Annotated in this window: 25 protein-coding genes and 1 pseudogene; 11 read left to right on the top strand and 15 right to left on the bottom strand. The window is 71.0% G+C overall.

The genetic code is table 11. The features are described from left to right. Position 1 precedes the first annotated feature (1 nt). A complete protein-coding gene (locus tag OG207_RS11615) occupies positions 2 to 1924 on the bottom strand; it encodes a bifunctional metallophosphatase/5'-nucleotidase (RefSeq protein ID WP_402694680.1) in 1923 nt (640 codons plus the stop codon). A 257-nt stretch (positions 1925 to 2181) separates the two neighbouring features. On the opposite strand from OG207_RS11615, the gene OG207_RS11610 reads away from it, so the two are divergent. From OG207_RS11610 to OG207_RS11585, 6 genes are all read left to right on the top strand, one after another. Next, positions 2182 to 3924 carry an ABC transporter substrate-binding protein gene (locus OG207_RS11610; RefSeq protein ID WP_329098340.1) on the top strand — a complete coding sequence of 581 codons (1743 nt, stop codon included), beginning with the start codon at positions 2182 to 2184 and terminating at the stop codon, positions 3922 to 3924. Positions 3925 to 3947: 23 nt separating this feature from the next. Next, on the top strand, positions 3948 to 4907 hold the full coding sequence (locus OG207_RS11605) for an ABC transporter permease (RefSeq protein ID WP_329098337.1): 960 nt from the start codon (positions 3948 to 3950) through the stop codon (positions 4905 to 4907). Further along, positions 4904 to 5890, top strand: coding sequence for an ABC transporter permease (locus OG207_RS11600; RefSeq protein ID WP_329098336.1), 987 nt, complete (start codon positions 4904 to 4906; stop codon positions 5888 to 5890). Before OG207_RS11605 ends, OG207_RS11600 begins: the two co-directional genes overlap by 4 nt. Continuing rightward, a complete protein-coding gene (locus tag OG207_RS11595; RefSeq protein WP_329098334.1) occupies positions 5890 to 6951 on the top strand; it encodes an ABC transporter ATP-binding protein in 1062 nt (353 codons plus the stop codon). The genes OG207_RS11600 and OG207_RS11595 overlap by 1 nt, the downstream gene beginning before the upstream one ends. A 128-nt stretch (positions 6952 to 7079) precedes the next feature. Next, positions 7080 to 8015 carry an ABC transporter ATP-binding protein gene (locus OG207_RS11590; RefSeq protein WP_329107562.1) on the top strand — a complete coding sequence of 312 codons (936 nt, stop codon included), beginning with the start codon at positions 7080 to 7082 and terminating at the stop codon, positions 8013 to 8015. A 92-nt stretch (positions 8016 to 8107) separates the two neighbouring features. After that, entirely contained in the window at positions 8108 to 8437 is a 330-nt protein-coding gene (locus OG207_RS11585) for a hypothetical protein (protein ID WP_329098332.1), read from the top strand. Positions 8438 to 8474: 37 nt separating this feature from the next. On the opposite strand, the gene OG207_RS11580 is transcribed toward OG207_RS11585, so the two are convergent. After that, positions 8475 to 10532: a S9 family peptidase gene (locus OG207_RS11580; protein ID WP_329098331.1), complete on the bottom strand. Its 2058-nt coding sequence runs from the start codon at positions 10530 to 10532 to the stop codon at positions 8475 to 8477. An 83-nt stretch (positions 10533 to 10615) separates the two neighbouring features. Here OG207_RS11580 and OG207_RS11575 point away from each other — a divergent pair, with 83 nt between their 5' ends. Further along, positions 10616 to 12169 carry an MFS transporter gene (locus tag OG207_RS11575; RefSeq protein WP_443072710.1) on the top strand — a complete coding sequence of 518 codons (1554 nt, stop codon included), beginning with the start codon at positions 10616 to 10618 and terminating at the stop codon, positions 12167 to 12169. Positions 12170 to 12185: 16 nt separating this feature from the next. Here the strand turns inward: OG207_RS11575 and OG207_RS11570 are convergent, their stop codons facing one another. Beyond that, positions 12186 to 12695, bottom strand: a complete 510-nt coding sequence (locus OG207_RS11570) for an FBP domain-containing protein (protein WP_329098330.1) — start codon at positions 12693 to 12695, stop codon at positions 12186 to 12188. 60 nt (positions 12696 to 12755) lie between these two features. Beyond that, entirely contained in the window at positions 12756 to 14198 is a 1443-nt protein-coding gene (locus OG207_RS11565) for a cytochrome P450 (protein WP_329098329.1), read from the bottom strand. Between the two features lie 194 nt (positions 14199 to 14392). On the opposite strand from OG207_RS11565, the gene OG207_RS11560 reads away from it, so the two are divergent. Further along, the gene (locus OG207_RS11560; RefSeq protein ID WP_329098328.1) at positions 14393 to 15229 is read left to right on the top strand and encodes a class II glutamine amidotransferase; all 837 of its coding nucleotides are present in this window, start codon (positions 14393 to 14395) and stop codon (positions 15227 to 15229) included. A 43-nt stretch (positions 15230 to 15272) separates the two neighbouring features. Here OG207_RS11560 and OG207_RS11555 read toward each other — a convergent pair whose 3' ends face one another. Beyond that, positions 15273 to 15620, bottom strand: coding sequence for a hypothetical protein (locus OG207_RS11555; protein WP_329098327.1), 348 nt, complete (start codon positions 15618 to 15620; stop codon positions 15273 to 15275). A gap of 435 nt (positions 15621 to 16055) precedes the next feature. Here OG207_RS11555 and hisS point away from each other — a divergent pair, with 435 nt between their 5' ends. Beyond that, positions 16056 to 17384 (top strand): histidine--tRNA ligase, encoded by a 1329-nt coding sequence (gene hisS / locus OG207_RS11550; RefSeq protein WP_329098326.1) that lies wholly within the window; start codon positions 16056 to 16058, stop codon positions 17382 to 17384. A 72-nt stretch (positions 17385 to 17456) separates the two neighbouring features. On the opposite strand, the gene OG207_RS11545 is transcribed toward hisS, so the two are convergent. Continuing rightward, positions 17457 to 18407 carry a hypothetical protein gene (locus tag OG207_RS11545; protein ID WP_329098324.1) on the bottom strand — a complete coding sequence of 317 codons (951 nt, stop codon included), beginning with the start codon at positions 18405 to 18407 and terminating at the stop codon, positions 17457 to 17459. Then, positions 18404 to 18742 carry a PadR family transcriptional regulator gene (locus OG207_RS11540; RefSeq protein ID WP_329098323.1) on the bottom strand — a complete coding sequence of 113 codons (339 nt, stop codon included), beginning with the start codon at positions 18740 to 18742 and terminating at the stop codon, positions 18404 to 18406. The genes OG207_RS11545 and OG207_RS11540 overlap by 4 nt, the downstream gene beginning before the upstream one ends. A gap of 182 nt (positions 18743 to 18924) precedes the next feature. Between OG207_RS11540 and OG207_RS11535 the strand changes: the two genes are divergently transcribed. Together OG207_RS11535 and OG207_RS11530 are read left to right on the top strand one after the other, a co-directional pair. Next, positions 18925 to 19740, top strand: coding sequence for a S1 family peptidase (locus OG207_RS11535; RefSeq protein WP_329098321.1), 816 nt, complete (start codon positions 18925 to 18927; stop codon positions 19738 to 19740). Positions 19741 to 19870: 130 nt separating this feature from the next. Next, a pseudogene (locus tag OG207_RS11530) lies at positions 19871 to 19972 on the top strand (transposase); the annotation flags it as partial. 49 nt (positions 19973 to 20021) lie between these two features. Here OG207_RS11530 and OG207_RS11525 read toward each other — a convergent pair. The 8 genes from OG207_RS11525 to OG207_RS11490 all read right to left on the bottom strand — a co-directional run bounded on the left by OG207_RS11525 (position 20022) and on the right by OG207_RS11490 (position 24987). Then, complete coding sequence (locus OG207_RS11525) at positions 20022 to 20741, bottom strand: hypothetical protein (protein WP_329098318.1); 720 nt, start codon at positions 20739 to 20741, stop codon at positions 20022 to 20024. Positions 20742 to 20754: 13 nt separating this feature from the next. Beyond that, complete coding sequence (locus OG207_RS11520) at positions 20755 to 21429, bottom strand: pentapeptide repeat-containing protein (RefSeq protein WP_329098316.1); 675 nt, start codon at positions 21427 to 21429, stop codon at positions 20755 to 20757. A 67-nt stretch (positions 21430 to 21496) separates the two neighbouring features. Next, positions 21497 to 21748 carry a multiple cyclophane-containing RiPP AmcA gene (gene amcA, locus OG207_RS11515; RefSeq protein WP_329098315.1) on the bottom strand — a complete coding sequence of 84 codons (252 nt, stop codon included), beginning with the start codon at positions 21746 to 21748 and terminating at the stop codon, positions 21497 to 21499. Next, positions 21726 to 22799: a cyclophane-forming radical SAM peptide maturase AmcB gene (gene amcB / locus OG207_RS11510; protein WP_329098314.1), complete on the bottom strand. Its 1074-nt coding sequence runs from the start codon at positions 22797 to 22799 to the stop codon at positions 21726 to 21728. Before amcB ends, amcA begins: the two co-directional genes overlap by 23 nt. A gap of 128 nt (positions 22800 to 22927) precedes the next feature. Beyond that, entirely contained in the window at positions 22928 to 23095 is a 168-nt protein-coding gene (locus tag OG207_RS11505; protein ID WP_329098312.1) for a hypothetical protein, read from the bottom strand. Further along, positions 23092 to 23298, bottom strand: a complete 207-nt coding sequence (locus tag OG207_RS11500) for a hypothetical protein (RefSeq protein WP_329098310.1) — start codon at positions 23296 to 23298, stop codon at positions 23092 to 23094. The genes OG207_RS11505 and OG207_RS11500 overlap by 4 nt, the downstream gene beginning before the upstream one ends. Continuing rightward, the gene (locus OG207_RS11495) at positions 23295 to 23693 is read right to left on the bottom strand and encodes a hypothetical protein (protein WP_329098308.1); all 399 of its coding nucleotides are present in this window, start codon (positions 23691 to 23693) and stop codon (positions 23295 to 23297) included. Before OG207_RS11495 ends, OG207_RS11500 begins: the two co-directional genes overlap by 4 nt. A gap of 58 nt (positions 23694 to 23751) precedes the next feature. After that, on the bottom strand, positions 23752 to 24987 hold the full coding sequence (locus tag OG207_RS11490) for a helix-turn-helix domain-containing protein (protein ID WP_329098306.1): 1236 nt from the start codon (positions 24985 to 24987) through the stop codon (positions 23752 to 23754). Between the last annotated feature and the right edge of the window lie 285 nt (positions 24988 to 25272).

Genomic DNA, 25272 nt, shown 5'->3' with positions numbered 1-25272 from the left:
ATCAGCAGGGCGGGCGGCCGCCGCCGCGGGCCGGAAGCGGCCGGTCCGCCGCGATGATCGCCGCCTCCGGGCGCGGTACCGGGGTGCCGTCGGGCAGGAGCAGCACCGGCGGGTCCACCACGGCGCCCACGTCGGCCGCCGCGGCGCCCGCGTTCGCCGCCGTGACCCGCCCCCTGGGCTGCGGGGCCAACACCCCCGCCTCCCGTACGTACGCCACGAAGCTCTCGAAGTCCCGTTGGTGCCGGTAGGGCTCCTGGAACTCGGAGAGGGCCGGATAGCCGTCGCTCGCTAGGAGCGTGTACGAGGGGGCCGCGAGCCGGTAGCTGCGGCCGAGGTCCAGCGGGAGGCCGTCGATGAAGACCTCCGCGGGATCCACCCGGTCCCCGACCGCCCCCCGCGCGTCGAAGCTGTAGCGCACGTTCCGCGAGACGGCGAGGGGAGCGAAGCGCAGTTCGCCGCCCTCCGCCGTCGTCCACTGCTCCTCCAGCGCGTCGTGGATCCGCTGTCCGGTCACCCACGCGCTGACGATCGGATCGCCGAACCCGATGGCCCGCCAGGCGTTGCCGAAGGTGACGGTGCCGCCCGACGCCGCGTCGAGGACGAGGTCCCCGGCGATGACCGCCTGGCCGACGCGGGGCGCCGCGGCGATCACGGCGAGCTCGGCCGGGACGTTGGGGTGGACGTTGGCGTCGTTCTCGGGGTCGGTGGGCCTGCTGCCCGCCCACAGCGCCCAGTCGGCGGCCAGGTTGCCCATGGTGCTCTCGCCCGCCGAGTTCCGGGTGCGCAGGAAGGAGCCGCTCTGCTGCCCGATCCGGGTCCGGTCGCGCGCGGCGGCCTGTCCGGCCCAGTAGGTGACGACCCCTTGCAGCTCCGGATGAGGGGCGATGTCGCGCGTGTTGGGATGGTTGGTGGACACCGTCAGTTCCCGGACCACCCGGCCGGTGAGCGGGTCGAGCCGCAGGTTGATCTCGTTGATGACCTGGCCGTAGCAGCCGGCCTCGACGAACGGGCGGGGGACGCCGTTCGGGTCGGGGACCATCATGTTGAACCGGGTGTGCCAGTGGCCGGTGACGATCGCGTCGATGTCCGGCGAGACCCGCAGCGCGAGGTCGAGGGCCGGGCCCGAGGGGTCGACGCCGCTGTTGAAGTCGGCTCCCGCCACCGCCCCGTCGTGCAGGCTGAGCACGATCGCGTTCACGCCCTGGCTCTTGAGCAGGGCCGCGTAGTGGTCGGCGGTGGCGACCGCGTCGAGGGTGGCGAGGCCCGGCTGGTAGGAGCCCGGGAAGCGTTCGCTGCCCACGGCGGTGAGGTGGATGAACCCGAGGGGCAGTTCCCGGCCGTCGGCGGTGGGGACCCGCTCGACGTGGTAGGCGGGCAGGACCGTCGTCCCGTCCTGGACCCGGACGAGGTTGGCGCTGTAGTAGCGGAAGTCGGCGCCGTGGAAGCGCAGGCCGGAGGAGTCGGTGAAGGAGGTGTCGCGACCCTCGACCGGGAACGGGACGCCCTGCTCCATGTGGCGCCGGAGCATGGCGGGGGACTTGTCGAACTCGTGGTTGCCGGCCGTCGCGAAGTCGAGCCCCATGCGGTTGAGGGCCTCGATGGTCGGCTCGTCGGCGAAGGCCGCGGCGTCGAACTCCCAGCCGGAGAAGGCGTCTCCGGGGGTGAAGAACAGGGAGTTGGGGTGTCCTTCGCGGAGTCGTTCGAGGTGGGCGGCCATGTACGCGACGCCGCCGACGGTGTAGCTGCGGCCGCCGTTGCCGACGATGACGGAGTTGCTGCCGGGTGCGCCCTGCAGGTAGCCGTGCAGGTCGGTGATGTCGAGGAGCTGGACGTCGACGTACTCGGCGGCGGTGGCTGCGTCCCGGGCATCGGCGGTGGCCCGCGCGGGGACCCCGAGCGCGAAGGTCGCCGCCACGGCCCCCACCGCGGTGAGGAAGTCCCGCCGCCCCGGTTCCGACGGTCCCGGTTGCCGTCGTGAACTCCTGCTCCGCTGCGTGGCCTTGGCCTGCGTGATCACACCCGGCATGTTCCCGCCCGCCGGGTCGGCTGTCGTGCCGACGCGCCGCGACCGGCCGCTTTGGACACGGCTGGATAACGGCGGCACCAACCCCTTGTCAGTGCAATTTCACATTACTATGTTACCGGTCACATCCTAGAGCGCGGCCCTTCACTGGAGTGACCATGACCAAGCGCACCCAACTCGCCCTCGCCACCGCCCTGGTGGCGGCTCTCGCACTCGGCGCCTCGGGCTGCTCCGACACCAAGAAGGGCCCGTCCGGTGCGGGCGGCGTCAACCCCGCCGCCGCCAACGACGGCAAGGTCCTCGGCGGGACCCCGGTCAAGGGCGGCACCCTCACCGTCCTGTCCAACCAGGACTTCGCGCACCTCGACCCCGCCCGCAACTGGACCATGCCGACCATGGACTTCGGCACCCGGCTGCTCTACCGCACGCTCGTCACCTTCAAGGCCGAACCCGGCAAGGCCGGCAGCGAGCTGGTCCCCGACCTCGCCACCGACCTCGGCACCCCCTCCAACGGCGGCCGCACCTGGACCTTCACCCTGAAGGAGGGCGTCAAGTACGAGGACGGCACGCCGGTCAAGGCCCAGGACGTCAAGTACAACGTCGAGCGGTCCTTCAGCCCCGACCTCACCGGCGGCCCCGACTACGCCGCCCAGTACCTGGCCGGGACCGAGGGCTACAAGGGCCCGCTCCAGGGGCAGCACCTGGACTCCGTCAAGACCCCCGACGACCGCACGATCGTCTTCGAACTGAAGCGCCCGGTGGCCGAGTTCTCCGCGACCGCCACCCTGCCGACCTTCGCGCCCGTGCCCCCGGCCCAGGAGAAGGGCACCCAGTACGACGCCCGCCCCTTCTCCTCCGGCCCGTACAAGATCGAGTCGTACGACCGCGACAAGAAGCTGGTCCTGGTCCGCAACGAGCACTGGGACCCGGGGACCGACACCGTCCGCAAGGCCTACCCGGACCGTTTCGTGGTGGTCATGGGCCTCAAGGGCGGCCAGATCGACGACCGGATCATCGCCGGCGAGGGCGCCGACGCCTCCACCGTCCAGTACGCCGACATGCGCCCCGAGAGCGCCCCCAAGGTGCTGCCCAAGCCGGAGATCAAGGCCCGGCTGCTCGCCGAGTCCCAGGGCTGTACGGAAATGCTGCACCTGAACAACTCCCGCGCCCCCTTCAACGACCCGAAGGTCCGCGAGGCCATGCAGTACGCCGTCGACAAGGAGGCCGTCATCACCGCGGGCGGCGGCCCGGCCCTCAACGAGATCGCCACCGCCTACCTCCCGCCGGCCCTCTCCGGAGGCAAGCAGGCCGACGTCCTGAAGATCGCCCCGGCCGGCGACCCGACCAAGGCCAAGGAACTCCTCAAGGCCGCCGGCAAGGAGTCCCTGAAGGTCTCCCTCTCCGTCTCCACCGGCGACAAGGGCAAGGCCGAAGCCATCCAGCAGGGCCTGTCCCGCGCCGGCATCGAGGTCGTCATCGACACCGTCGACCCGGGCGCCTACTACGACGTCATCGGCGACCTCTCCACCACCCCCGACATGACCCTCACCGGCTGGTGCCCCGACTACCCCTCCGGCTCCACCTGGATCCCGTTCGTCTTCGACGGACGCACCATCAAGGAGAAGGGAAACCAGGGCAACTACAGCCAGTTCCGCGACGAGGCCACCACGAAGCGGATCGACGAGATCAACGCCATGGCCGACGCCAAGGAGGCCAACCGGGCCTGGATCGACCTCGACGCCGCCCTGATGGCCAAGTCCCCGAACGTCCCGCTCCTCCTGGAGCGCAAGCCCCTTCTCGTCGGCACCAACATCGCGGGCGCCTTCGGCCACCCGGTGTGGACCGGCACCATCGACTACGGGACCGTCGGCCTCAAGGACCCCTCGAAGAGCCAGGGCTGAGGGCCCGAAGGATCCCCGCGGCCATGACCACCACAGCACCGGCACCGGTCCCCGACCCCGCCCCGGCCCGGCCCGCCGCAGCGCCCGGCAGCAGCCCCTGGCAGCTCGCCCGGCGCGAACTCCGCCGCCGCCCCGCCGTCCGCGTCAGCCTCGGCGTCGTCCTCCTCTTCGTCCTCATGGCCGTCACCGCCCCCTGGCTGGGCGCCCTCGGCGGCTGGTCCCCCAGCGAGTTCGACAAGACCGCCATCGACCCCTACCTCGGGGGACAGCCGCTCGGCACCCTCGGCGGGATCAGCCCCGAGCACTGGCTCGGAGTCGAACCCGTCACCGGCCGCGACCTGTTCGCCCGCGTCATCCACGGCGCGCAGGTCTCCCTCCTGATCGCCTTCGCCGGCACCGCCATCGTGGTGGTCGTCGGCACCGCCGCCGGGATCGCCGCCGGCTACTTCGGCGGACGCACCGACACGGTCCTGTCCCGGCTCATGGACCTGACCATGTCCTTCCCCTCGCTGATCTTCATGATCGCGATGCTGTCCGTGGCCAAGGACGTCAACCGGATCGTGCTGATGACGGTCGTCATCGGGGTCTTCGGCTGGCCCGGCGTCGCCCGCGTGGTCCGCGGCCAGACCCTCTCCCTCAAACACCGCGAGTACGTCGACGCCGCCCGCGTGGGTGGCTCCGGACCCTGGCGGATCCTGACCCGCGACATCCTCCCGGGCGTCTCGGGCCCGGTCATCGCCTACACCACCCTGCTGATCCCCGGAATGATCAGCACCGAGGCCGCCCTCAGCTACCTCGGCGTCGGCGTCCGCCCGCCCACCCCCTCCTGGGGCCAGATGATCGCCGAGTCCGTGGCCTACTACGAGACCGACCCCATGTACTTCGTCATCCCCAGCGTCTTCCTCTTCCTCGCCGTGCTCGCCTTCACCCTGCTCGGCGACGCCCTGCGCGACATCCTCGACCCGAGGGGCGGCCGCAGTTGATCCTCTACCTCGCCCGCCGGCTGCTCGCCCTCGCCGGCGTGCTCCTCGCCATCGCCGCCGTCACCTTCCTCATCTTCTACGTCCTGCCCGCCGACCCGGCCGCGGCCGCCTGCGGCAAGACCTGCAGCGCCGAACGCCTGGCCGACGTAAGCGCGTACCTGGGCCTCGACCAGCCCCTGTGGCGCCAGTTCACCGACTTCCTCACCGGCATCTTCACCGGCCGGACCCTGGGAACCGGCCAGTACGCCGTCGCCTGCGACTTCCCCTGCCTCGGCTACAGCTACGAGAACTCGCTGCCCGTGTGGGACCTGCTGATGGACCGGCTCCCGGTCTCCGCCTCCCTCGCCGTCGGCGCCGCCGTGCTGTGGCTGCTCCTCGGCCTCGGCGCCGGGGTCACCGCCGCCCTGCGCAAGGACACCGCCACCGACAAGGCCCTGATGGTCGGCGCCGTCGCCGCCGCGTCCCTGCCCGTGTACTTCACCTCCGTCATGCTCATCTACGGCGTCATCCGCATCGCCGGCCTGCTGCCCTACCCCACCTACCGGGCCTTCACCGAGGACCCGCTCGCCTGGGCCACCAACCTGACCCTGCCCTGGATCGCGCTCGCCCTGCTCTACGCCGCCATGTACGCGCGCCAGAGCCGCGGCTCGATGATCGAGGCGATGGCCGAGCCGTACATCCGCACCGCCCGCGCCAAGGGCATGCCCGAGCGCACGGTCGTCGTCAAACACGGGCTGCGCTCCGGCATGACCCCGATCCTCACCATCTTCGGCATGGACCTCGGCGGACTGCTCGCCGGAGCCGTCATCACCGAGTCCATCTTCGGACTCCCCGGCATCGGGCGGCTGTTCTACGGAGCCCTGGTCAACTCCGACCAGCCCGTGGTTCTCGGCGTCACCCTGCTCGCCGCCTTCTTCATCGTCGTCGCCAACCTCCTCGTCGACCTCCTGTACGCCGTCATCGACCCGAGAGTGAGGTACTGATGGCCACGGCCGCTCCGCTCCTCGACGTACGCGACCTGAGCGTCACCTTCACCACCGGGCGCGGGACCGTGCGGGCCGTCGACTCGATCGGCTTCACCGTCGAGGCCGGCCGCACCCTCGGCATCGTCGGCGAGTCCGGCTCCGGCAAGTCCGTCACCTCGCTCGCCGTCATGGGCCTGCACCGCGGCCCGGTCGAGGTCAGCGGATCCGTGGCGCTGGCCGGACGCGAGCTGACCGGGCTGCCGGAACGGGAACTGTCCAAGGTCCGCGGCCGCCGGATGGCCATGATCTTCCAGGACCCGCTCTCCAGCCTGCACCCCTACTACACGGTCGGCGAGCAGATCGCCGAGCACTACCGCGTGCACTTCAAGGCCCGCCGGGCCGCCGCCCGCAGGCGCGCCGTCGACATGCTCGGCGAGGTCGGCATCCCGGAACCGGCCCGCCGCGCCGGGGAGTACCCGCACCAGTTCTCCGGCGGCATGCGCCAACGCGCCATGATCGCCATGGCCCTGGCCTGCGAACCCGACCTGCTGATCGCCGACGAGCCGACCACCGCCCTGGACGTCACCGTGCAGGCGCAGATCCTGGAACTGATCGCCCGACTCCAGCAGGAACGCGGACTCGGCGTCGTGATGATCACCCATGACCTGGGCGTCGTAGCCCGCGTCGCCCACGAGGTGCTCGTCATGTACGGCGGCCGGGCCGCCGAACGGGCCCCCGTGGACGAGCTGTTCGCCGACCCCGCCCATCCCTACACCCGGGGCCTGCTCGACTCGCTGCCCCGCCTCGACACCGCCGACGACGTTCCCCTGCCCTTCATCCCCGGCTCCCCGCCCTCCCTCCTCGCACCCGCCCCCGGCTGCGCCTTCGCCCCGCGCTGCCCCGTGGCCGCGGCCGGCCCGGACGACCGGAGGGCGCGCTGCTCGGCCGAGCGGCCCGCACCCGTCCCGTACGGCGCGTCGGGGCGGCTGGCCGCGTGCCATTTCGCGGGATCCGCCGCGACACCACCGGGCGACCCCGCGCCCGTGTTCCCTACGACCGCCCCGGGGGTGTCCCGATGACCGTCGGAGCCGATCCTTCCGCGAATGCCGCAGATCAGGCAGCAGCTCAGGCTGCAGTCCGGGCCGTAGCCGAGGCCGCCGCCGGACCCGACCCGGCCGCGCCGCTGCTGTCCGTACAGGACCTCACCATGACCTTCCCCGGTCGACGATCCGTGACCGGGCGCCGGGGGGCGCCCGTGCGCGCCGTCGACGGGGTCTCCTTCGACCTGGCGGCCGGCCGGACCCTCGGCCTGGTCGGCGAGTCGGGCTGCGGGAAGTCCACCACCGGCCGGATGCTGGTGCGGCTGCTGGAGCCCACCTCGGGCCGAGTGGCCTTCGAGGGCAGGGACATCAGCCGCCTCTCCCCGTCCGCCATGCGCCCGCTGCGCAAGCACGTCCAGATGGTCTTCCAGGACCCGCACTCCTCCCTCAACCCCCGCCAGACCGTGGCCCGGATCATCTCCGACCCGCTGCTGGTGCAGGGCTGGAGCGCGGGGGACGCCCGCCGCCGAGCCGCCGAGCTGATGGAGCTCGTCGGCCTGATCCCCGAGCACATCGACCGCTACCCGCACGAGTTCTCCGGCGGCCAGGCCCAGCGCATCGGCATCGCCCGCGCACTGTCCACCAGCCCCCGACTGATCGTCGCCGACGAGCCGGTCTCCGCACTGGACGTCTCCGTCCAAGCCCAGATCGTCAACCTGATGGAACGGCTGCGCGCCGAACTCGGCCTCGCCTACGTCTTCATCGCCCACGACCTGTCGGTGGTCAAACGCGTCAGCGACCGGGTCGCCGTCATGTACCTCGGCCGGATCGTGGAGATCGGGGACAAGAAGTCCCTCTACGAGAACCCGCAGCACCCGTACACCCGAGCGCTGTTGTCCGCCGTCCCGCTGCCCGACCCGGCGGCGGAGCGGCGGCGGGAGCGGATCGTGCTGCTCGGCGACCCGCCGAGCCCGGCCGCTCCACCCCCGGGCTGCACCTTCCACCCGCGCTGTCCCAAGGCGCAGCAGATCTGTCGCACCGACCGTCCGCTCCTGCGACCCGCCGCCTCCCGCGAGGTGGCCTGCCACTTCCCTGGTGACTGACGGGGACCCATGGGAAGCGGCGGTGCCCCGGGGCCGAAGGCGTCCCCGGGGCACTGCCGTACGGTGCCGACCGCGCGGTTAGGGTCTTGGCCATGACTGCTGATCCGGAGTCCGGGAGGGTCCACCGCAACCCGCTGCGCACGATGACGGCCGCATCGGCGGTCCTCCTGCTGGCGCTGCACACCGTGGCGGGCTTCTTCCTTTACAGCGCGCTGCTCACCGAGTCCGAGGGGCCCTGGGATCGGTCGGTGACGCAGACCGTCCGGCTGATGGCCGTGCTCGGCCTGTCGGTGGAGCTCCTGGCCGTCGCGTTCACGGCGGTCTGCGTGAACACGGGCCGGCTGCGGCGCTGGTGGTACGCGCCGGTGGCAGCCGTGGCCTTCACCGCCCTGATCCGGATGGTCTTCGCCCCGCGGCCCTGACCGTCCGGCCGGGCCACCGGGGCACAAGAGACCGTGCTCAGGACAGTTCCCGACGGAAGAACTCCAGTTCCAGGGCCATCAGCTTCTCCCGGGTGCCGCCCGGGGTCATGTGGGTGACGCCGGGGAGGGCCAGCAGCTGGTGCGGGCGGCCGGCGTCCGTCAGCGCCCGGGAGAGGCGCAGGGTGTGGGACGGGTGGACGTTGTCGTCGGCCAGGCCCGTGATCAGCAGCAGCGGGCGGGACAGCTTCGGCGCGTCGGGTAGCAGCGAGTCCCGCTCGTAGACCTCCGGGTGCTCCTGCGGAAGGCCCAGGTACCGCTCGGTGTACGCCGTGTCGTAGTGCCGGAAGTCGGTCGGCGCGGCCCCGGCCGCCGCCGCGTGGAAGACGTCGGGGCGGCGCAGCACGGCCATGGCTGCGAGGTAGCCGCCGTAGGACCAGCCGCGCACCCCGACCCGGCCGAGGTCGAGGTCGCCGTGGCGGGCGGCGAGCGCGTGGAGCGCCGCGACCTGGTCCTCGAGGGTGACCTCGGAGAAGCCGCGGTACATGGCGTGCGTGTGGGCGGGGGAGACGTAGGGGGTCCCGCGGTTGTCGACGGTGACCACCGCGAAGCCCTGGTCGGCCCACCACTGGCGGTGCTGGCGGCGGCGCGGGTCGGCGGTGACGTCCTGCATGCCGGGGCCGCCGTAGCCGTCGACCAGGACGGGCAGCCGCCGGCCGGGGACGTGATCGCGGGGCAGTACGAGGGCGGTGGGGATGCCGCGCTCGGTGACCCGCTCCAGGACCGCCTCCACCCGGTAGGGCAGCGGCTCGGACAGGTCGGCGGGGGAGAACTCCCGCCCGTCGGGGGTGCGTACCGTGCGGCGTACCCCGTCGGCGTCGGCGGTGGTCAGCAGCAGGGTCCCGGCGGACGCGGACACGGAGTGCACGCCGGGCCCGTCGGCGACCGGGGTCAGCTCCCCGGTCGCCGGGTCCAACAGCAGCACCTGCTGCTCGGACGGGTCGCGCAGGCCCGCCTCGATCAGCAGCCGGCCCTCGTGGACCCCGGCCACGGCGCGGACCTGGATCCCGTCCCCGGTGAGCAGTTCGCCGTCCACCGCGAGGGCGCGGGCGGCGCCGCCCGGGGTGTCGGCGGAGGTCAGCATCCGTCCGTCGGAGAGGCGGGCCGGGGTGCCGGGGACCAGCGGGTCCACCCACTGCGGGTGCGTGGTGCGGGACAGCTCCCGGGTACGGCCGGTGGCCGGGTCGGCGGAGAGCAGCAGGACGCACTGCTGGAGCTGGTCCTGGACGGTCAGCAGGATCTCGTCGGCGGACTCCCAGCCCGCTTCGGAGACGTACGGGAAGGCGTCGGCGTCCCAGTCGAGCCGTATCCGGGTCCCGCCGTCGCCGAGCACCCACAGCTGGACGTCGGCGTTGGGCCCGCCCGCCTCGGGGTAGGCGAAGTCCTCGGCCGGCAGCTCCGGGTGCGCCGGGTCGGCGAAGTAACGCCGCTGGAGGGCGGATTCGTCGACCCGGGCGGCCAGCAGGGCGAGCCCGTCCGGGGACCACCAGTGGCCCCGGTGGCGGCCCAGCTCCTCGGCGGCGGCGAATTCGGCGAGGCCCCAGCGGGCCCCGTCGTCCGGGCTGATCCGGCCGCCCGGGGCGACGTACAGGACGTCGTCGGCGACGTACGCGGTGCGCGAGCCGTCGGCGTTCGGCCGCGGGTCCAGCGCGGGTCCGGCGGCCGGGATCTCCTTCGGGGTTCCGGCGCCGCCCGCGGCGACCTCGAAGAGCCGCCCGTACAGGGCGAAGGCGGCGCGCAGGCCGTCGCCGGACAGGGCGTACGAGCCGATGCCGGCGGCGACGAGCCGGGTCCGCTCGCGCAGTCGGCGCTCGGCCGCGGGAAGGGGACCGGGCTCGGGGCACAGTTCGCGGGGATCGGCGAGCCGGGTCTCGGCGCCGGTGGTGGTGTCGAGCACCCAGAGCGAGTCGAAGGCGTCGGCGGGGCCGGTCGACCGGAGGAACCAGAGCAGCCGGCCGTCGTCCCCGAAGGCGAAGGCGCGCGGGGCACCGTAGGTGAAGCGGGCCGTGCTCGCGGAAAGCCTGAGGAAGTCATCCATGATCGTAGTGTGACATGTGAAATGTCACTACCACTAGGCTGTTCGAGTGGTGACCCCAGAGACGCGGGCTTAGCGTCGAAAAGGTGGATCCGAACGCATCGCCGAGCAACAGCGGGACCGAAGGCAAGGTCCGGGGAAGCGACAGCGGACTCGCCCTGTTCGTCATCGCCTCCTGTCAACTCATGGTCGTCCTCGACATCACGATCGTGAACATCGCACTGCCGCACATCCAGACCGCCCTCAACTTCTCGACCGAGAGCCTTTCCTGGGTGGTTAACGCCTACACCCTCGCCTTCGGCGGGCTGCTGCTCCTCGGCGGCCGCACCGGCGACATCCTCGGCCGCAAACGGGTCTTCATCTTCGGCGTCCTGCTCTTCGGGCTCGCCTCGCTCCTCGGCGGACTCGCCCAGAACGAAGGCCAGTTGATGGCCGCACGCGCCCTCCAGGGCGTCGGCGGCGCGATCGCCTCCCCGACCTCCCTCGCGCTGATCACCACCACCTTCCGCGAAGGCCCGGCCCGAAACCGGGCGTTCGGCGTGTTCGCCGGCGTCTCGGCCGCCGGCGGTGCGATCGGGCTCCTCGCGGGCGGAATCCTCGTCGAATGGCTCGACTGGCGCTGGGTGCTCTTCGTCAACGTCCCCATCGCCATCGTGATCGCGGTGCTGGCCACGAAGGTCCTGCACGAGTCCGAACGCCACCCCGGACACTTCGACTTCGCGGGCGCGCTGCTGTCCACCCTCGGCATGGTCTCGCTCGTCTACGGCTTCATCAGGGCATCCCAGGAGGGCTGGCGAGACCCGGTCACCCTCGGCTCCTTCGGCGCCGCCGTGGTCCTGCTGACCCTCTTCATCCTCAACGAACGGCGCTCGCCGCAGCCGATCACCCCGCTGCACATGTTCGCCGACCGCAACCGGGCCGGGACCTACGGCATCATGCTCATGCTCGCCTGCGCGATCTTCGGCATGTTCTTCTTCCTGACCCTCTTCGTGCAGATCGTGCTGGGCTTCAGCCCGATCCAGGCCGGCCTCGCCTTCCTGCCGGTCAGCGCGGTGATCGCGGTCGGCGCGGCGACCACCGCGAAACTGCTGCCGAAGTTCGGCCCCAAGCCCTTCATGGTCACCGGTGCGCTGTCCTCGGCGGCCGGCCTCGCCTGGCTGACACAGACCGACGTCGACTCGACGTACCTCGGCAGCATCCTGGGCCCGATGCTGCTCTTCGCCCTCGGCATGGGCCTGCAGTTCGTCTCGCTGACGCTGATGGCCCTGTCCAACGTCACCGACCGGGAGTCGGGAGCGGCGTCCGGACTGCTGAACACGATGCAGCAGGTGGGCGGCTCGCTGGGCCTGTCGATTCTGGTGACCGTCTACGGCACGGCGAGCCGCAACGAGGCCAAGGAGCAGATCCCGGAGTTCCTCAGCACCGCCGGCCCGGTGCAGAAGGCCTTCTTCCAACGCACCGGGCAGCTCCCGAAACCGTGGGGCGACCAGGTCCTCACCTCCGGCATCAGCGCGGCCTTCGTCGTGGCCTCCCTGTTCACCCTGGTCGGTGCGCTGATCGCACTGTTCGTCATCCAGGTGCGCCCCTCGGACCTCGCTCGCCTCCAGGGCAACCACAAGCCGGCGGCCGACCGGACGTAAGGGGCCCGCTACGCCGCTACGCCGCGGTGACGCGGGCCGCGAAGGCGTCCAGGTTGTCGGACATGCGGGCGAGCCGCTCGTCCAGCGTCAGGGACTCCTCGTACTGCCCGGCCCGCAGCTTCGCCTGGCGCTTGCCGCGCACGTACAGGGGGCAGGCGAGGTCCGCGCAGATGTAGGTGCCGACCGTGTTGCCCTCGCGGCCGCGGGCACCCGCGAGCGGCGCGGCGAGCAGGGTGACCCCGGAGGAGGCGTGACCCGTCAGGCAGATCTGACACAGGCTGGACTTCACCACACTGGTGCGGCCGACGGCCGGGACGCGCAGTGAGATCCCCAGCGGACCGTCACGGTCTTCCCGGGGCAGCACGAGATGGGCCCGCAGGGGCGCTCCCGGGTCCACCCACCCCAGGAAGTCCAGGTCCTTCCAGGGCAGTTCGGCGAAGTCGAGCGGCAGGCGCAGCCGCGCCGCCTCGCCCTTCGTGCAGTTCACGAAGGACGAGCGGATCTGTTTCTCGGTGAGTGGTTCCACGGGCATCGACACTATGGCCTGCCCTGACCTGCCCGCATCCCGTATATCCGTGACAAGGGACTACGAGAGGGTGTCCGGGCGTCGGATCCGGCAGCGCGCCGGGCCGGTCGTCCGCAGGGTGATCCCGGCGCCGACCGGGACCTCGGTGTCCACGGCCTCGAAGGCGTAGGCCCGCAGGATCATCGCCAGCGCGATCACCGACTCCAGCATCGAGAAGTGCTGCCCGATGCAGGCGCGCGGGCCCCCGCCGAAGGGGAACCAGGCGTAGCGCGGACGGGCTGCCTCCGCTTCGGGCGTGAAGCGCTCGGGATCGAAGCGGTCCGGGTCCGGCCAGTAGGCGGGGTGGCGGTGCGTCACCCAGGGCGCCAGGATCACGTCCGCGCCCGCGGGGACGGTGTGCTCGCCGATCCGGGTGGTGGCGACGGCCTTGCGCCCGATGACCGGCGCGGCCGGATAGAGCCGCATGGCCTCCTTGAGGACCCGGGTGAGGTACGGGAGCCGCTCCAGGTCGGCGGCGCCGGGCGTACGGTCGCCCAGCACGCGGGAGACCTCCTCGCGGGCCCGGTCCTGCTCCTCGGGGTGGCGGGCCAGCAGGTGCAGGGCGAAGCAGAGGGAGGTGGCGGTCGTCTCGTGCCCGGCGAGCAGGAAGATCAGCACTTGGTCGCGGAGCTCGGCGGCGTCGAACTCCCCGTCGCCCGCACTCCGGGCGGCGGCGAGCAGCGTCAGCAGGTCCTCGCCGGGAGTGCCGGTGCCGGCCCCGGTGCCGGCCCCGGTGCCGGTCTCGGCCCCGGTCTCGGCGCCGGGGCGCCGGCGCTCCGCGATGATCCTGTCGCAGACCCCGTAGAGCTCGTCCATCGCGGCCGCCGCGCGCCGGTTGCCGGGGGTGGGCCATTGGCGCGGGACGTTGGCGGGTGAGTAGCCGCGGCGCAGTACGTAGTCGGTGATGACCGGGAAGCATTCGGCGACGACGTGGGCGGTGGCCTCGACGTCGGTGCCGAAGAGGATGCGGGCGACGGCGCGCAGGGCGAGGTGCGTCATCTCGTCGGAGACGTCCACGATGCGGCCCGGGACCCCGCCCCAGGCGGTGATGACCGCTGCGGTCTCGGCGGCGATCGCCTCGGCGTAGCCGTCCACCCGGCGCCGGGTGAACAGCGGCTGCACGAGCCGGCGCTGGCGCAGGTAGTCCTCGTCCTGACTGGTCAGCAGTCCGTTGCCGACGGACTCCCGGACCTCCTGGTAGAAGCGGTTGTCCTTGCGGAAGCGGGCCGCGTCGGAGGCCAGCACCTGCTGGGCGCCCGCGGGGGAGAAGACGCAGTACAGCTCGGCGCGCATCCCGGGCGGACCGGCCGTGATCCGTACCAGGTCACCGTGTTGCTGCTGGGCCCGTAGATAGGTACCGAGGGAGTCGGACTTCAGGTCGAACAGCGACCCGACCAACGGCACCCCGGCGAGCCCGGGCACCGCCTTACCGGTCCCCGCTGCGGAGTTCGTTCCCACGGTCACGGCAGCCCCCTCGTCCTACGAACGCCCGATTCTGCCGCGCGAGCGCCCGCCTGGCCAGGACCGCGTCCCATCGAGCCGCAGAGTGGCCTGATGACCACCTTGCCGCCGGGCCCGGCCCGTTCCGCGTGGCGGTCAGCAGGGGGCGCGGCCACAATGGAGGGGTTATCTGCGTTGCACCCCCGAGGTGATGGCTCATGTGCCGATGGCTCGCGTATTCGGGAACACCCCTGCTGCTCGAAACCATCCTCTACAAACCGGCCCACTCGCTGATCGACCAGAGCCTGCACTCCAGGCTGGGTGTGGAGACGACGAACGGCGACGGCTTCGGCGTCGGGTGGTACACGCAGGAGGCCACCGCCACCCCGGCGACCTTCAGGGACATCGGGCCCGCCTGGAACAACCGCAACCTGCGGGAGATCGCGGACCACGTCCGCTCCCCGCTGTTCTTCGCCCACATCCGGGCATCGACCGGCACGGCGGTGCAGCAGACGAACTGTCACCCGTTCCGGCACGGCCGCTGGCTGTTCATGCACAACGGTGCCATCACCGAGTTCCACCGGATGCGGCGGGACCTCACCCTGCTCGTCGACCCGGCGCTGTACCCCGACGTCGAGGGGACGACGGACTCCGAGGTGATGTTCCACCTGGCGCTCACCTTCGGCCTGGAGACGGACCCGCCGGGCGCAGTGGCCAAGATGGCGGGCGTCGTGGAGCGCGTCGGCCGCGAGCACGGTGTGGAGTACCCGCTCCAAATGACCCTCGCCATCAGCGACGGCGAACGCCTCTGGGCCTTCCGCTACTCCAGCCAGGGCAAGTCGAGGACGCTGTTCTACAGCAGCCGGGTGGACGCGTTGCGCAGGCTCCACCCCGACATGGAGTTCCTCCAGGAGGTCTCCGACGAAACCCGCCTGGTCGTCTCTGAACCCCTCGGCGACCTCCCCGGCGCCTGGAACGAAGTTCCGGAGAGCACCTTCGGCATCGTCGAACCGGGGAAGGACTCCCTCCACCCCTTCACCCCCCAGGCGGCGTAGGGCCCGTCGGCGGGCCCCACGACGGTCGACCGTGGGCGGGCGGTCAGTAGCCCCAGCGCTGACCCACGCTGTCGTCCTTCCGGCAGTGGATCGTGCGCCCGCCCGCGTCCCGCCCGGACGTGCCGACGTCGGCCTTCCGGCATATCTGACCCGCCTTGTAGCAGTTGCCGGCGTTGGAGCGGGGATAGCAGTCGGTGCTCGCCTTGGTGGGCTCCGGCGCGGGTGCCTGGGTGCGGGCACGGGTGGGAGCCGGCGGGGCGGGGGCGGCCTTGGTGGGTGCCGGCGCCTGGGTGGTGGGCTCGGCGACCGGTGCCGCGGTGGTCGGCGCCGCCGTAGTGGGGTCGGCGCTCGGGGTTGCGCTGGCGCTCGGACTCGGGCTGGTCTGCGCCACGGAGGGGCTGGCGCTCGCGCTCGCACTGGCGGTGACGGTGGCGCTGGTGCTCGGCGTGGTGGCCGGTGCGGCCGGGTCGCAGGCGGCGAGGGACAGAACGGCGGCGATGACGGTGAGGGTCTCTGTAGCGCTTCTTCGCCGTCATCGACGTGGTGCGGGGCGAAATGGCCATCGGTAACTCCTGGGTAGCGAGTGCTCGTTGAACGGCGTTCAAGATACCCAGAAAGTTGAATTCGATACCAGTATTGACGAGGGGTGAGATGGAGGCGAGTGGTTTCGGCACATCGGTGTCCGTCGCGCCGCTTCAAGTCGGTTGCTGCCGCGCGGGACTCTGTAAGACGCTGGCCACCGGCGTTCGCGCGAGGCCGCGGATGCGTACCCGCCGGCGCGACTCGGATGTCGAACGCCTCGGAGCGAAGAGAGAGAATGCCGCCGATGACCGAGTCCCCGCTGGTCCGCCCCGTTCCCGTCAGCGGATTTCCCGAATGGCTACCTGAAATCCGCAGGGTCGAGCAGCAGTGGCTCGACCTCATTCGGTCGGGCTTCGAGAAGTATGGATTTTGCTCGATCGAGACGCCGTCGGTGGAGCCCCTTTCCGTACTCACCGCCAAGGGCGAAACGTCCAACGAGGTGTATGCACTGAGAAGGTTGCAGGAAGATGCCGATGACGCCAGTGATTCCCGGATCGGCCTGCACTTCGATCTGACCGTGCCGTTCGCGCGCTACACGGCGCAGCACTTTAACGAGCTCGTGTTCCCGTTCAAGCGCTATCAGATGCAGCGAGTATGGCGCGGCGAGCGGGCTCAGGACGGGCGATTCCGTGAATTCACCCAATGTGACATCGACGTGATCAACGTCGACCACCTGCCGCTGCGCTTCGACGCCGAGCTGCCGCGCTTGATCCACGAGGTCATGACCGGCCTGAACCTGCCCGCCTGGACGATCAACGTCAACAACCGCAAGGTCCTCCAGGGCTTCTACGAGGGACTCGGCATCGATGACTCCTTGGCCGTGATTCGTGCGGTCGACAAGCTGGACAAGGTCGGCCCCGAGGGCGTCGCGAAGATCCTCTCCGGTGAAGTCGGCCTGTCCGCGCCGACCGTCGACTCCTGCCTCGCGCTCGCTCGGACGCGCGGCACCGGCTCGGCCGTCGTGGACGACATCAAGGGCCTGGGCGTGACGTCCGAGTTGCTCACCGAGGGCCTGGGCGAGCTGAGCCACGTACTGGATTCCCTCGACGACCTGCCGGCCGGCAGCGTCGTCGCCGACCTCTCGATCGCTCGGGGGCTCGACTACTACACGGGAACGGTCTACGAGGGGAAGTTCGTCGACTGGCCCGACTACGGCAGCATTTGCTCCGGCGGGCGCTACGAGAACCTGACCGGATCCTTCATCCGGCGCAGCCTTCCGGGCGTGGGCATGTCGATCGGACTGACGCGCATCTTCGCCAAGCTACTGGCGGAGGGGCTCCTGGAGACCGGCGCGAAGTGCCCCACCGACGTCCTCGTGGTCGTCCCGCGGGCCGATCGCTGGAAGGAGGCCGAGACCACGGCCGCGCGCCTGCGCGGGCGGGGGATGAACGTCGAGCTCTACCACCAGGCCGACAAGGTGGCCAAGCAGGTCCGCTACGCATCCCGGAAGGGCATCCCGTTCGTCTGGTTCCCGCCCTTCGAGGAGGGGGCGGCGCACGAGGTGAAGGATCTGGCAACGGGCGAGCAGACGGCGTCCGACCCCACGAACTGGACTCCGACTCCGACTCCGTGACGGCCGCGGCGGCGAGCAGGCTCATCGCCGCGACCGGATCCTCGCAAGGGGAGTGGTCCACGTTCACGCTGTTCAGGCGGCGCTGGTCCGCCTGCGTTGCGCGGTGACGGCCAGCAACGGGATCGGCGTGATCAGGCAGAGCAGTACGACCTGGCTGGGCAGGGAGTCCATGAGGTACGGCTGCGTCAAGATCGCCGTGGTGCGCACGATCGAGAACGCGGCGACGGGGACGAGCCACCGGTGGTCGCCGGTGGCCGCCGTGACGCCCCACGCAGCGATCAACGCGGCGATCTCGATGGCGAACTGGCCGCGCTGGAACCACGGATCACCCGAGGTGAGGTGCAGGGAGCCCGCCACGAACAGGGCACCCGCCAGCGGGACGAGCCAGCCGTAGGAGCGGCGGCGCAACCGGCCCGGCCGGCCGGCCGCCAGTACGGCGCACGTCAGGAGCAGGAGGCCCGAGAGGACCAGGTCGTGGGCCCGCAGCGGAGCGCCCAGCCCGTAGTAGCCGATGCCCACTACTCCCTCGTCACCGAAGAGCGTCGTGCCGGCGAGCCCGGACCCGACACAGAACATCGCGGCCGAGGCCGGCAATGCGATCCAGGCCTTCCCGCGCAGCAGCGCGATCAGACTGACGAGGGGGAGCAGGCCGTAGGGCAGGAGCCTCGTGCGGGTGTCGGGACCCTGCGTCCAGGGGAACCAGCCCGGGTGCTCGAAACCGGTGGTGTGGCCGCCGGGCTCGATGCGCAGGGCCCAGTGCCATACGTCCTGCAGGTACGGCACCAGCGCCAGGGCGGCCAGGGCGAGGGCGGCCAGGTGGAAGCCGTCGAGCCACCACGGCCGCGCCGGGTCCTCGGACACGGCGCGGGCACGGGCCCTTACCCCACCGCGCGCCAGAGCGAGGACCTCCCGCGGCGGTGGCCAGGAGCGGCCCGGGTACGCCTCGTCCAGGCAGTCGAGGATCTCCTTCCCCTGCTGGGCGCGGTACTGCTTGGGGTAGGCGGCGAGCAGTACACGGTTCATGCCTGGACCGCCTTGAGGGAGTGGCGTCCGATGACGACCGCCGCCGCTTTCTGCATGCGCAGGGCCTCCTGGCGGAGCGTGCGCCCGCCGTCGTCGGTGAGCCGGTAGTAGCGCCGTGCCCGCCCGTCCACGATCTCCTCGTGGTCGGCCGCGACCCACCCGGAGCGTTCCATCCGTTCCAGTGCGCCGTAGAGGGTGCCGACGGCGAGGGTGAGCCGTCCGTCCGTGACCCGCTCGGCGGCCTTGATGATGCCGTAGCCGTGCAGGGGGCCCTCCTGGAGGGCCGCCAGGATGAAGTACTGCGATTCCGTCAGCGACGGCGATCGTTTCGTCATGTTGCCGAGCATATATCGCCTGCCGATATATATGTGACGGAGGGTCGGCTCCGGGCCGGGCCGGGGCGGACGGCGGGGACCGGGGGACATCCCCACCGTGATCGGGCCCGCTACCCGGATGGTCGGGCGGATCGAGGACGAACAGGGTGGATGCGTCCGGATCGACGACTGGAGGACCCTGGATGCTCAGCTTGAAGTCCCTGCGCCGCGGCGCGGCGCGCACGGCCGCCGTCGGCGCGCTCGCCGTCGCGGTGTGCGCCACCGCGATGACCGGCAGCGCCGGCGCGATCGTCAACGGGACCGATCCCACGGAGCGTTACCCGTTCATGGCGACGATCCCGGAATCGGCGCCCGAGCTCGGTCTGTACGACGGCACGTGCGGGGCGTCGCTGGTCGATCCGCAGTGGGTGCTGACGGCGGCCCACTGCGTGCAGGGCGACGGCCTCGAACTGGAGGGAACCGTCCGGATCGGCAGCGAGCGCCGGAAGTCCGGGGGAACCGTCCGCGCCATCGAGCGGACCGTCGTCCACCCCGGCTACGCGAACGGTGACGGGAAGGCCGCCAACCGGGACGACCTCGCGCTGGTGCGCCTGGACCGGCCGGTCACCCAGAAGCCCGTCCGGATCGCGGAGCGGGCCGGGCGGCCCGGCACCCCGACCCGGATCCTGGGGTTCGGCACCACCGTCGACACCGAACTGAAGTTCGCTGAGCGGCTGCAGGAGCTCGCGACGCGCAGGGGCGCCGACGCCGAGTGCGCCCCCGGCTATGCGGACCGGACCCGGCTGTGCACGATCAGCCGCGTGCCCGGCGCCATGGCGTGCTTCGGGGACTCCGGCGGGCCACAACTGCGCGAGGGCCGGCACGGGCGGTGGGAACTCATCGGGGTCACCTCGGGCCCGGGCGCCCCGGGCCTCGCGTGCTCGGCCGGGCCGGGCCTCTACACCGACGTGCCGGCCTACGCGGACTGGATCCGGAACACCATCGGGCGCAACGCCTGATCCCTGACGGACTCCCACCCGCAACGGCATGGCCGAGGGCGTGCCCGCGTACGTCGTACGAGATCACGAAGGCGCCCGTGGCCGTGATCCGCGAGACCTGCGACGGCCGGTCCGGCCGTGGGGCCGTCTCCTCAAGGACGGCAATGTCTCGGCGTGTGTGTCACGGCAGTACACGGGCACGGCGGGCAAGGTCACCAACTGCCAGGTGGGAGTTTCGCTGCACCTGGCCTCGAATCATGCTGCCCACTTCGAGGGCCGCACCTGGAACGGGTAGCAAGTGGTCAGACCAGGGACGGCAGGATGCCGCGGGGCCACTGCCCGAGCCAGAACGCGGCGGCCGACGGTTCGTCCTGGCCTTCGGTGGAGCCGTCGTGCAGGAGGTACTCGGTGGGGGCCATGTAGCCCTCTCCGGGGGAGAGGCGTATTCGGATGATGCGGATGGGGCGACCGCTGGCCACGTATTCGCGGTAATCCTGGGTGTGGGGGTAGCGGTGGGCGTGCTCGTCGGGGTGGACGGCCCGGCAGACCGCTTGAGCGTCGATGGCGCCGAGGATGATGTACCGGTTTCCGGGGCCGAGGTTGAGGCAGATCCGGCGGCGTCCGGTGTGTTTGTCGGCGTACGGGAGCTTGTCCCAGTTGTCGAGGTGCAGCCCGAGCAGGCGGCCGTCCTGGTAGTTGTCGGTGGTCGTGGTCATGTGGGGCTTGGCGAGGGCCTGCCCGACGTACACCGCGTCCGGGTCGCCCAAGGGGCGCGTGAGGTTTTCGAGCGGTTGCCCTTCCGAATAGGGCGGCCGGACGATTTCCACGAGCGTGCTGTCCAGCGGCCTGCGCGGCGCAGTGACGGCCTTGACGTCTGCTTCGGTCATGGGACGCCACTGCCCGGCGGGGACGACCGAACCGGGCTCGTAGGCCGTCTCTTCGGGGCGGGTGGTCCGGACGGTGGCGACCTCGCAGCGGGCGCGGAGCGCGGACGGGTCGCCGTAGGCGATGTGTAGGGGCACGGGGTCCTCCTGGTCAGTCGTCCCCGATGGTGATGTCGAGTTCGTTCACGAGGGCCTCGGCGAGGTCGGTCTGCTGCCCGGGGGCGATGTGCACCTTGGCGAGGTTCGCGACGCCGCGAATTGCCGACAGATCGTTCTCGCGAAGGTCGGTGCTGCGGTAGCGGCCGGCGCCGAACTCGGTCAGTCGGAGAATGCAGTCGGTGAATACGGCGCCGGACAGGTCGCAGTCGGTGAACGTGGCCTCGGTGAGGACGCAGCCGATGAAGGCGACGGGTCCGGTGACGCGGACCTTCTCGAAGGTGGCGAAGTCGAACTTGCAGCCCTCGAACAGCACGTCGTCGAGCACCAGGGCGTCCAGGGCAGCGCCCATCAGCTTGCAGTCCCGGACGTGGACCCGGGTCAGCTTGCTCTCGGTCCAGCGGGCAGAGCCGAGGTCGCTTCCGGTGATCTCCACGCCGTGCAGGTTGACCCCCACGAACTCGACCCGCTTCGCGTGGATGCCCGCGATACGGCCGGTGATGAGTTGGGTGTCCGCGAGGTCGAGTGAGCGCAGGTCGGCGTCACCGTACGCGAAGTCTTGGACGGTTCCGCGGGTGCTGTCGAGGGTGTCGACGTTGCTCAGGTAGAGGCCGGGCTCGTCCAGCTCGGGCAGGGTGACGGTGACGTGGCCGAACGTGCGGGTGGCCATGGTGCTCCTTGTCGTCGGGGTGGGGCGGCCCCGCGTTCTTGCAGGACCGCCCCCGGTTCGGTGTGCGCTACTTGTTCTTCCAGTTGTCCCAGGTGGGCCGGTTGTCGAACGTCGCGGTGGGGTTGTCCCACGTGGGCCGGTTGTCGAACGCGGCGAGCGGCTGGGTGCTGTACGTGACTTGGTTGTCGAACTCGTGGTTGCTCCAGTCGTCGTCCCAGCGGGCGACAGCCGTGGAGCCAGCGGCCTCCAGGAGGGACTCGAATCCCTCCGCCGAGTCCATCACGAGCGTGGTGGCGTCAGTGGGCGTGTGCGCGAGCATGTTGTGTCACTCCTTCGAGTAGGGCGATCTTGGCGGTGGCGCAGTACCGGGTCCTGGTGCCGTCGAACCGGCCGTCGTGCTCGAAGTACCGGTTCGCGGCGTGGGCGCCCCCGCAGAATGCGAAGGCGGGGCAGGTGGCGCGGCATGCGTCCACGCCCTGCCAGAACTCGGGGATCCAGGGGGTGCGCTGCTCGGCTTCAGCTACGAGGACGTCCAAGCCGTCCCTTAGCACGTTGCCGGTGGTGAAGTCACCGAACCGGGCGTCGGTGAATCCGGCCAGTTCGGGGGAGAGCATGACCACTCCGCCGTCGTAGGCGATGGTGGGCATCGGGTCCCACGGAGCGGTGGCGGGGCCGGGTGCGATGTCGTGTCCGACGAGGACGGCGCCGGCGAAGTTGATGACGCGCTGGATCTCCCGGAGCCGGGTGACGGGGTTGGCCCTCCAGGCGTCGGCGAGGGCGGTCCAGAACTCCGCCGTGCGGACAGGATCGGTTTCCTTGGCCACGCGGTTGACCCCCTCCTGCTCTTCGACGTTGACGCCGAGGGTGGTCACGCCCAGCTCGGCGAAGAAGTCGTAGAAGCGGGCCGCGTTCTCGGGCGCCGGGTCGGATACGACGGCGATGGCGGAGAACGGGATGCCGTGACGGCGCAGGCGCTCGATGCCTCGCACGGTCACATGGAATCCGGGGTGGCCGGCGAGCGTCACCCGGTGGGTGTTCATGTCCTCGGGGCCGTCGACGCTTACTCCGACGTGCATCTCGTGTTCCAGCAGGAATTCGCACCAGGCGTCGTCCACGAGGGCCGCGTTCGTCTGCACGGAGTGCTTCACGCCCTTGAAGGGCGCCATGAGGGCGGCCAGATGCTCGCGGCCCGTTGCGAGGGGTTCCCCGCCGTGCCAGACGACCTCGAACGCCGGGTCGTCGGCGGCCCACGGGTTGACGGACGCGGCCACGGCCTCGGTGACGTCCACCGCCATGAGGTGCTTCATCTTCCGGAACGGCAGGTAGCAGTACGTGCAGTCCATGGGGAGGCATTGCGTGGTCGGCTGCATGATTACGGAGCGGGGCCTGGCCGCGAGTCGTAAGGCGCGGTGCATCGTGCTCCTCTCGATCGGTTCGAGTGGTGCGCCCGCCCCGAGCGGTGGCGCTGTAGGAGGTGCGGGGCGGGCGATCAGGGGGTCTACGTGGGCGGTTCGATGTCCGGCGCGGTGGTCGGAAGGGGCGCGTTCGCCTGGACCAGGTCGAGGGCGTGGCCGCTGAGGACCACGGCGGGACCGGTAAGGCCGAGTGCGAGGAGCGCCCCGATCATGCCCCAGCCGGGTTCGGGTAAGTGGCTGCGGTCGGTCATCGGGGGGCCGCCTCGCGCAGGGCCTGGTGGTCGGGGACGATCCACTCCCGGCCGCCGCCCTCGGGGCGCAAGAACACCACTTCGGGGACGATCCGTCGGGTGGCGGGGTCCTCCCACTCGCCGATGAACTGGATGACCCCCTCACGGTCTTCGGGGTCCAGGACGCGGGCGCCCTCGTGAATCCAGCCGGGCAGCCTGTTCATGCCGCACCGTCCGCGCCGGTGTCCCGCAGGAATTGCTGCATGCCGCGCTCGGCACGGGCGCGCAGGGGTGGGCTGGGGTCGGGGGTGCCGAACGGACCTTCCCCGGGGGCGTACTCGGGCTGCTGCACCGTGCTGCCCGGGGTCCGGCTGGGGAGCGGGGGCGCGCCCTTCGGGGGCATGAGGGTGTCGAAGCGGGCGTTCCAGCCCTCCTCGCCTCCGCCCTCGGGGCACAGGCGGTAGACCGTGGTGCCGGTGTCCCCGGGGACGTCGATGACCACGCCCGTGCGGGAGGTGGCGGTGTCGTATGCGAGGTCGCCGCGCAGGGGCCAGTGGGGGTCGGGATCGTCCGCCTGCAGTCGTACGCGGTCATGATCAGTGCGACGCGTAGAGGTCATGTAGCGGAACGTATGCGCTCCGCTACGCACGAATATGAATCCGCGGAATACGTACAGATCAGTCGAGCGAAAAACGTCCGGTCATGCCGCGCAGGCGCTGCCGGGTGGCGACCCGCTCGGCGTAAACGATCTTCCGCAGCGTGGCGCGTGCGACGGGGTGATTACGGACGAGTTGCGGGGCGATGCGCTCGGCGGTCTCCAGCTCGGTCAGAGCCTGGTCGCGGTTGCCGTCCCACAGCCATGCGCGGGCGAGATCCATGTGGTGGTGCCCGAGACGGGAGTTCGGCAGGACCGCGATGTGCGCCGGGTTCGCCTCGCGGTTGAGCCGGAGCGCCTTCGTCTGGTCGCTCATCTCCAGGGCGGCGCTGACGGAGTGGATGATGACGTTGCCGAGGCTGAACGTGACCGAGTGCCGGTCATGGATCTCGGGTCCCACGTAGGCGTTGACCCGCTCACCTGCGGTACGGGCCAGGGCGAGGCGCTCGTCCGAACCGGCTGCGTTCCCACTCCGGGCGCACGAGATCGCGGCCCTCAGGTGCAGGGCGCCCCACATGCGCAGGGCCAACGGATCGCCGATCTCATACTCGGCTTCGATGCTGGCGAGGGCCTTGTCCCCCAGGGCGAGCGCGTCGTCCCAGTCGGCGGAGGCCCACGTGTCCCACATCCGCATCCACAGCGCCATCGCGGGCATCACCGGGTCGCCGGAAAGCTGTGCCGACCATGTTGCGCGCTCGCAGGCCATGGCGACCAGCTCGGGATGTCCGAGGGCGTGGGCGGCGGTGTGTGCGAACTTGCAGGCCACTGCGTAGATCGCGTACGCCTCTTCGCGTTCGTGGCCGGTGGACACCTCGGCGAGGGCGCGGGCCTCGCGCAGCATGTCCGGCAGCTCGCTCAACACGGCACCGTTGGCAGCGGCGTCGCGCAGGCGCAGCAGGCGCTTCATCTCATGCCACAGCACTCTGGAGGGGCGCGGGGTGCCGTCGAAGACCGGCGCCAGGTCGTAGCGGCGCAGCTCTCGCAAGATGGAGGCCGCAGACACCTGCCACTTGGTCTCGGCGCCACCTCCTGTGTACGGCCGGTCGATCAGAGTGTTCGGGTGGCAGTGCAGGGCGGCGGCCACGGCGTTGATCAGCCCGGCCCGGTCCAGTTCGATCCGACCCTTCTCCAGCTTGGACACCCAGCCCTGCGTTCGGCCCAAGGCGGCGGAGAGGTCGGCCTGGGTCATGCCCACGGAGAGCCGCTGGCGCCTGACCCGCTGCCCGATCCGCTCTTGCTCCTCGATGTACCCGCTCACGCCTACCACCCCGATCTGCGACGGCTTCTGACGGGACGGTACCGCCGGGGAGCGGCTGGTGACGGCCCTTGGTCAAGGGATCTCAGAAAGCGGAAGGCCCCGTGGAACCGGAGGGTTCACGTATGCCCGTGGCTCTCGAAGGCCGGCGTTCGTACCCTCGCGAGATGGCCATGGACCAGACGTGCCTGAAGCTGGGCTGCGACCGTCCCTGGATGCTCGGGCCTTTGCGTTGTCGCGGCCTTGGGCGTCGTGCTACTGGTGTTTGACACTGGGCTGGCCGAGGGT

Source organism: Streptomyces sp. NBC_01439 (assembly GCF_036227605.1).
In the GTDB taxonomy this organism is placed as follows: domain Bacteria; phylum Actinomycetota; class Actinomycetes; order Streptomycetales; family Streptomycetaceae; genus Streptomyces.
This window is presented reverse-complemented; position numbering and strand designations above follow the sequence as displayed.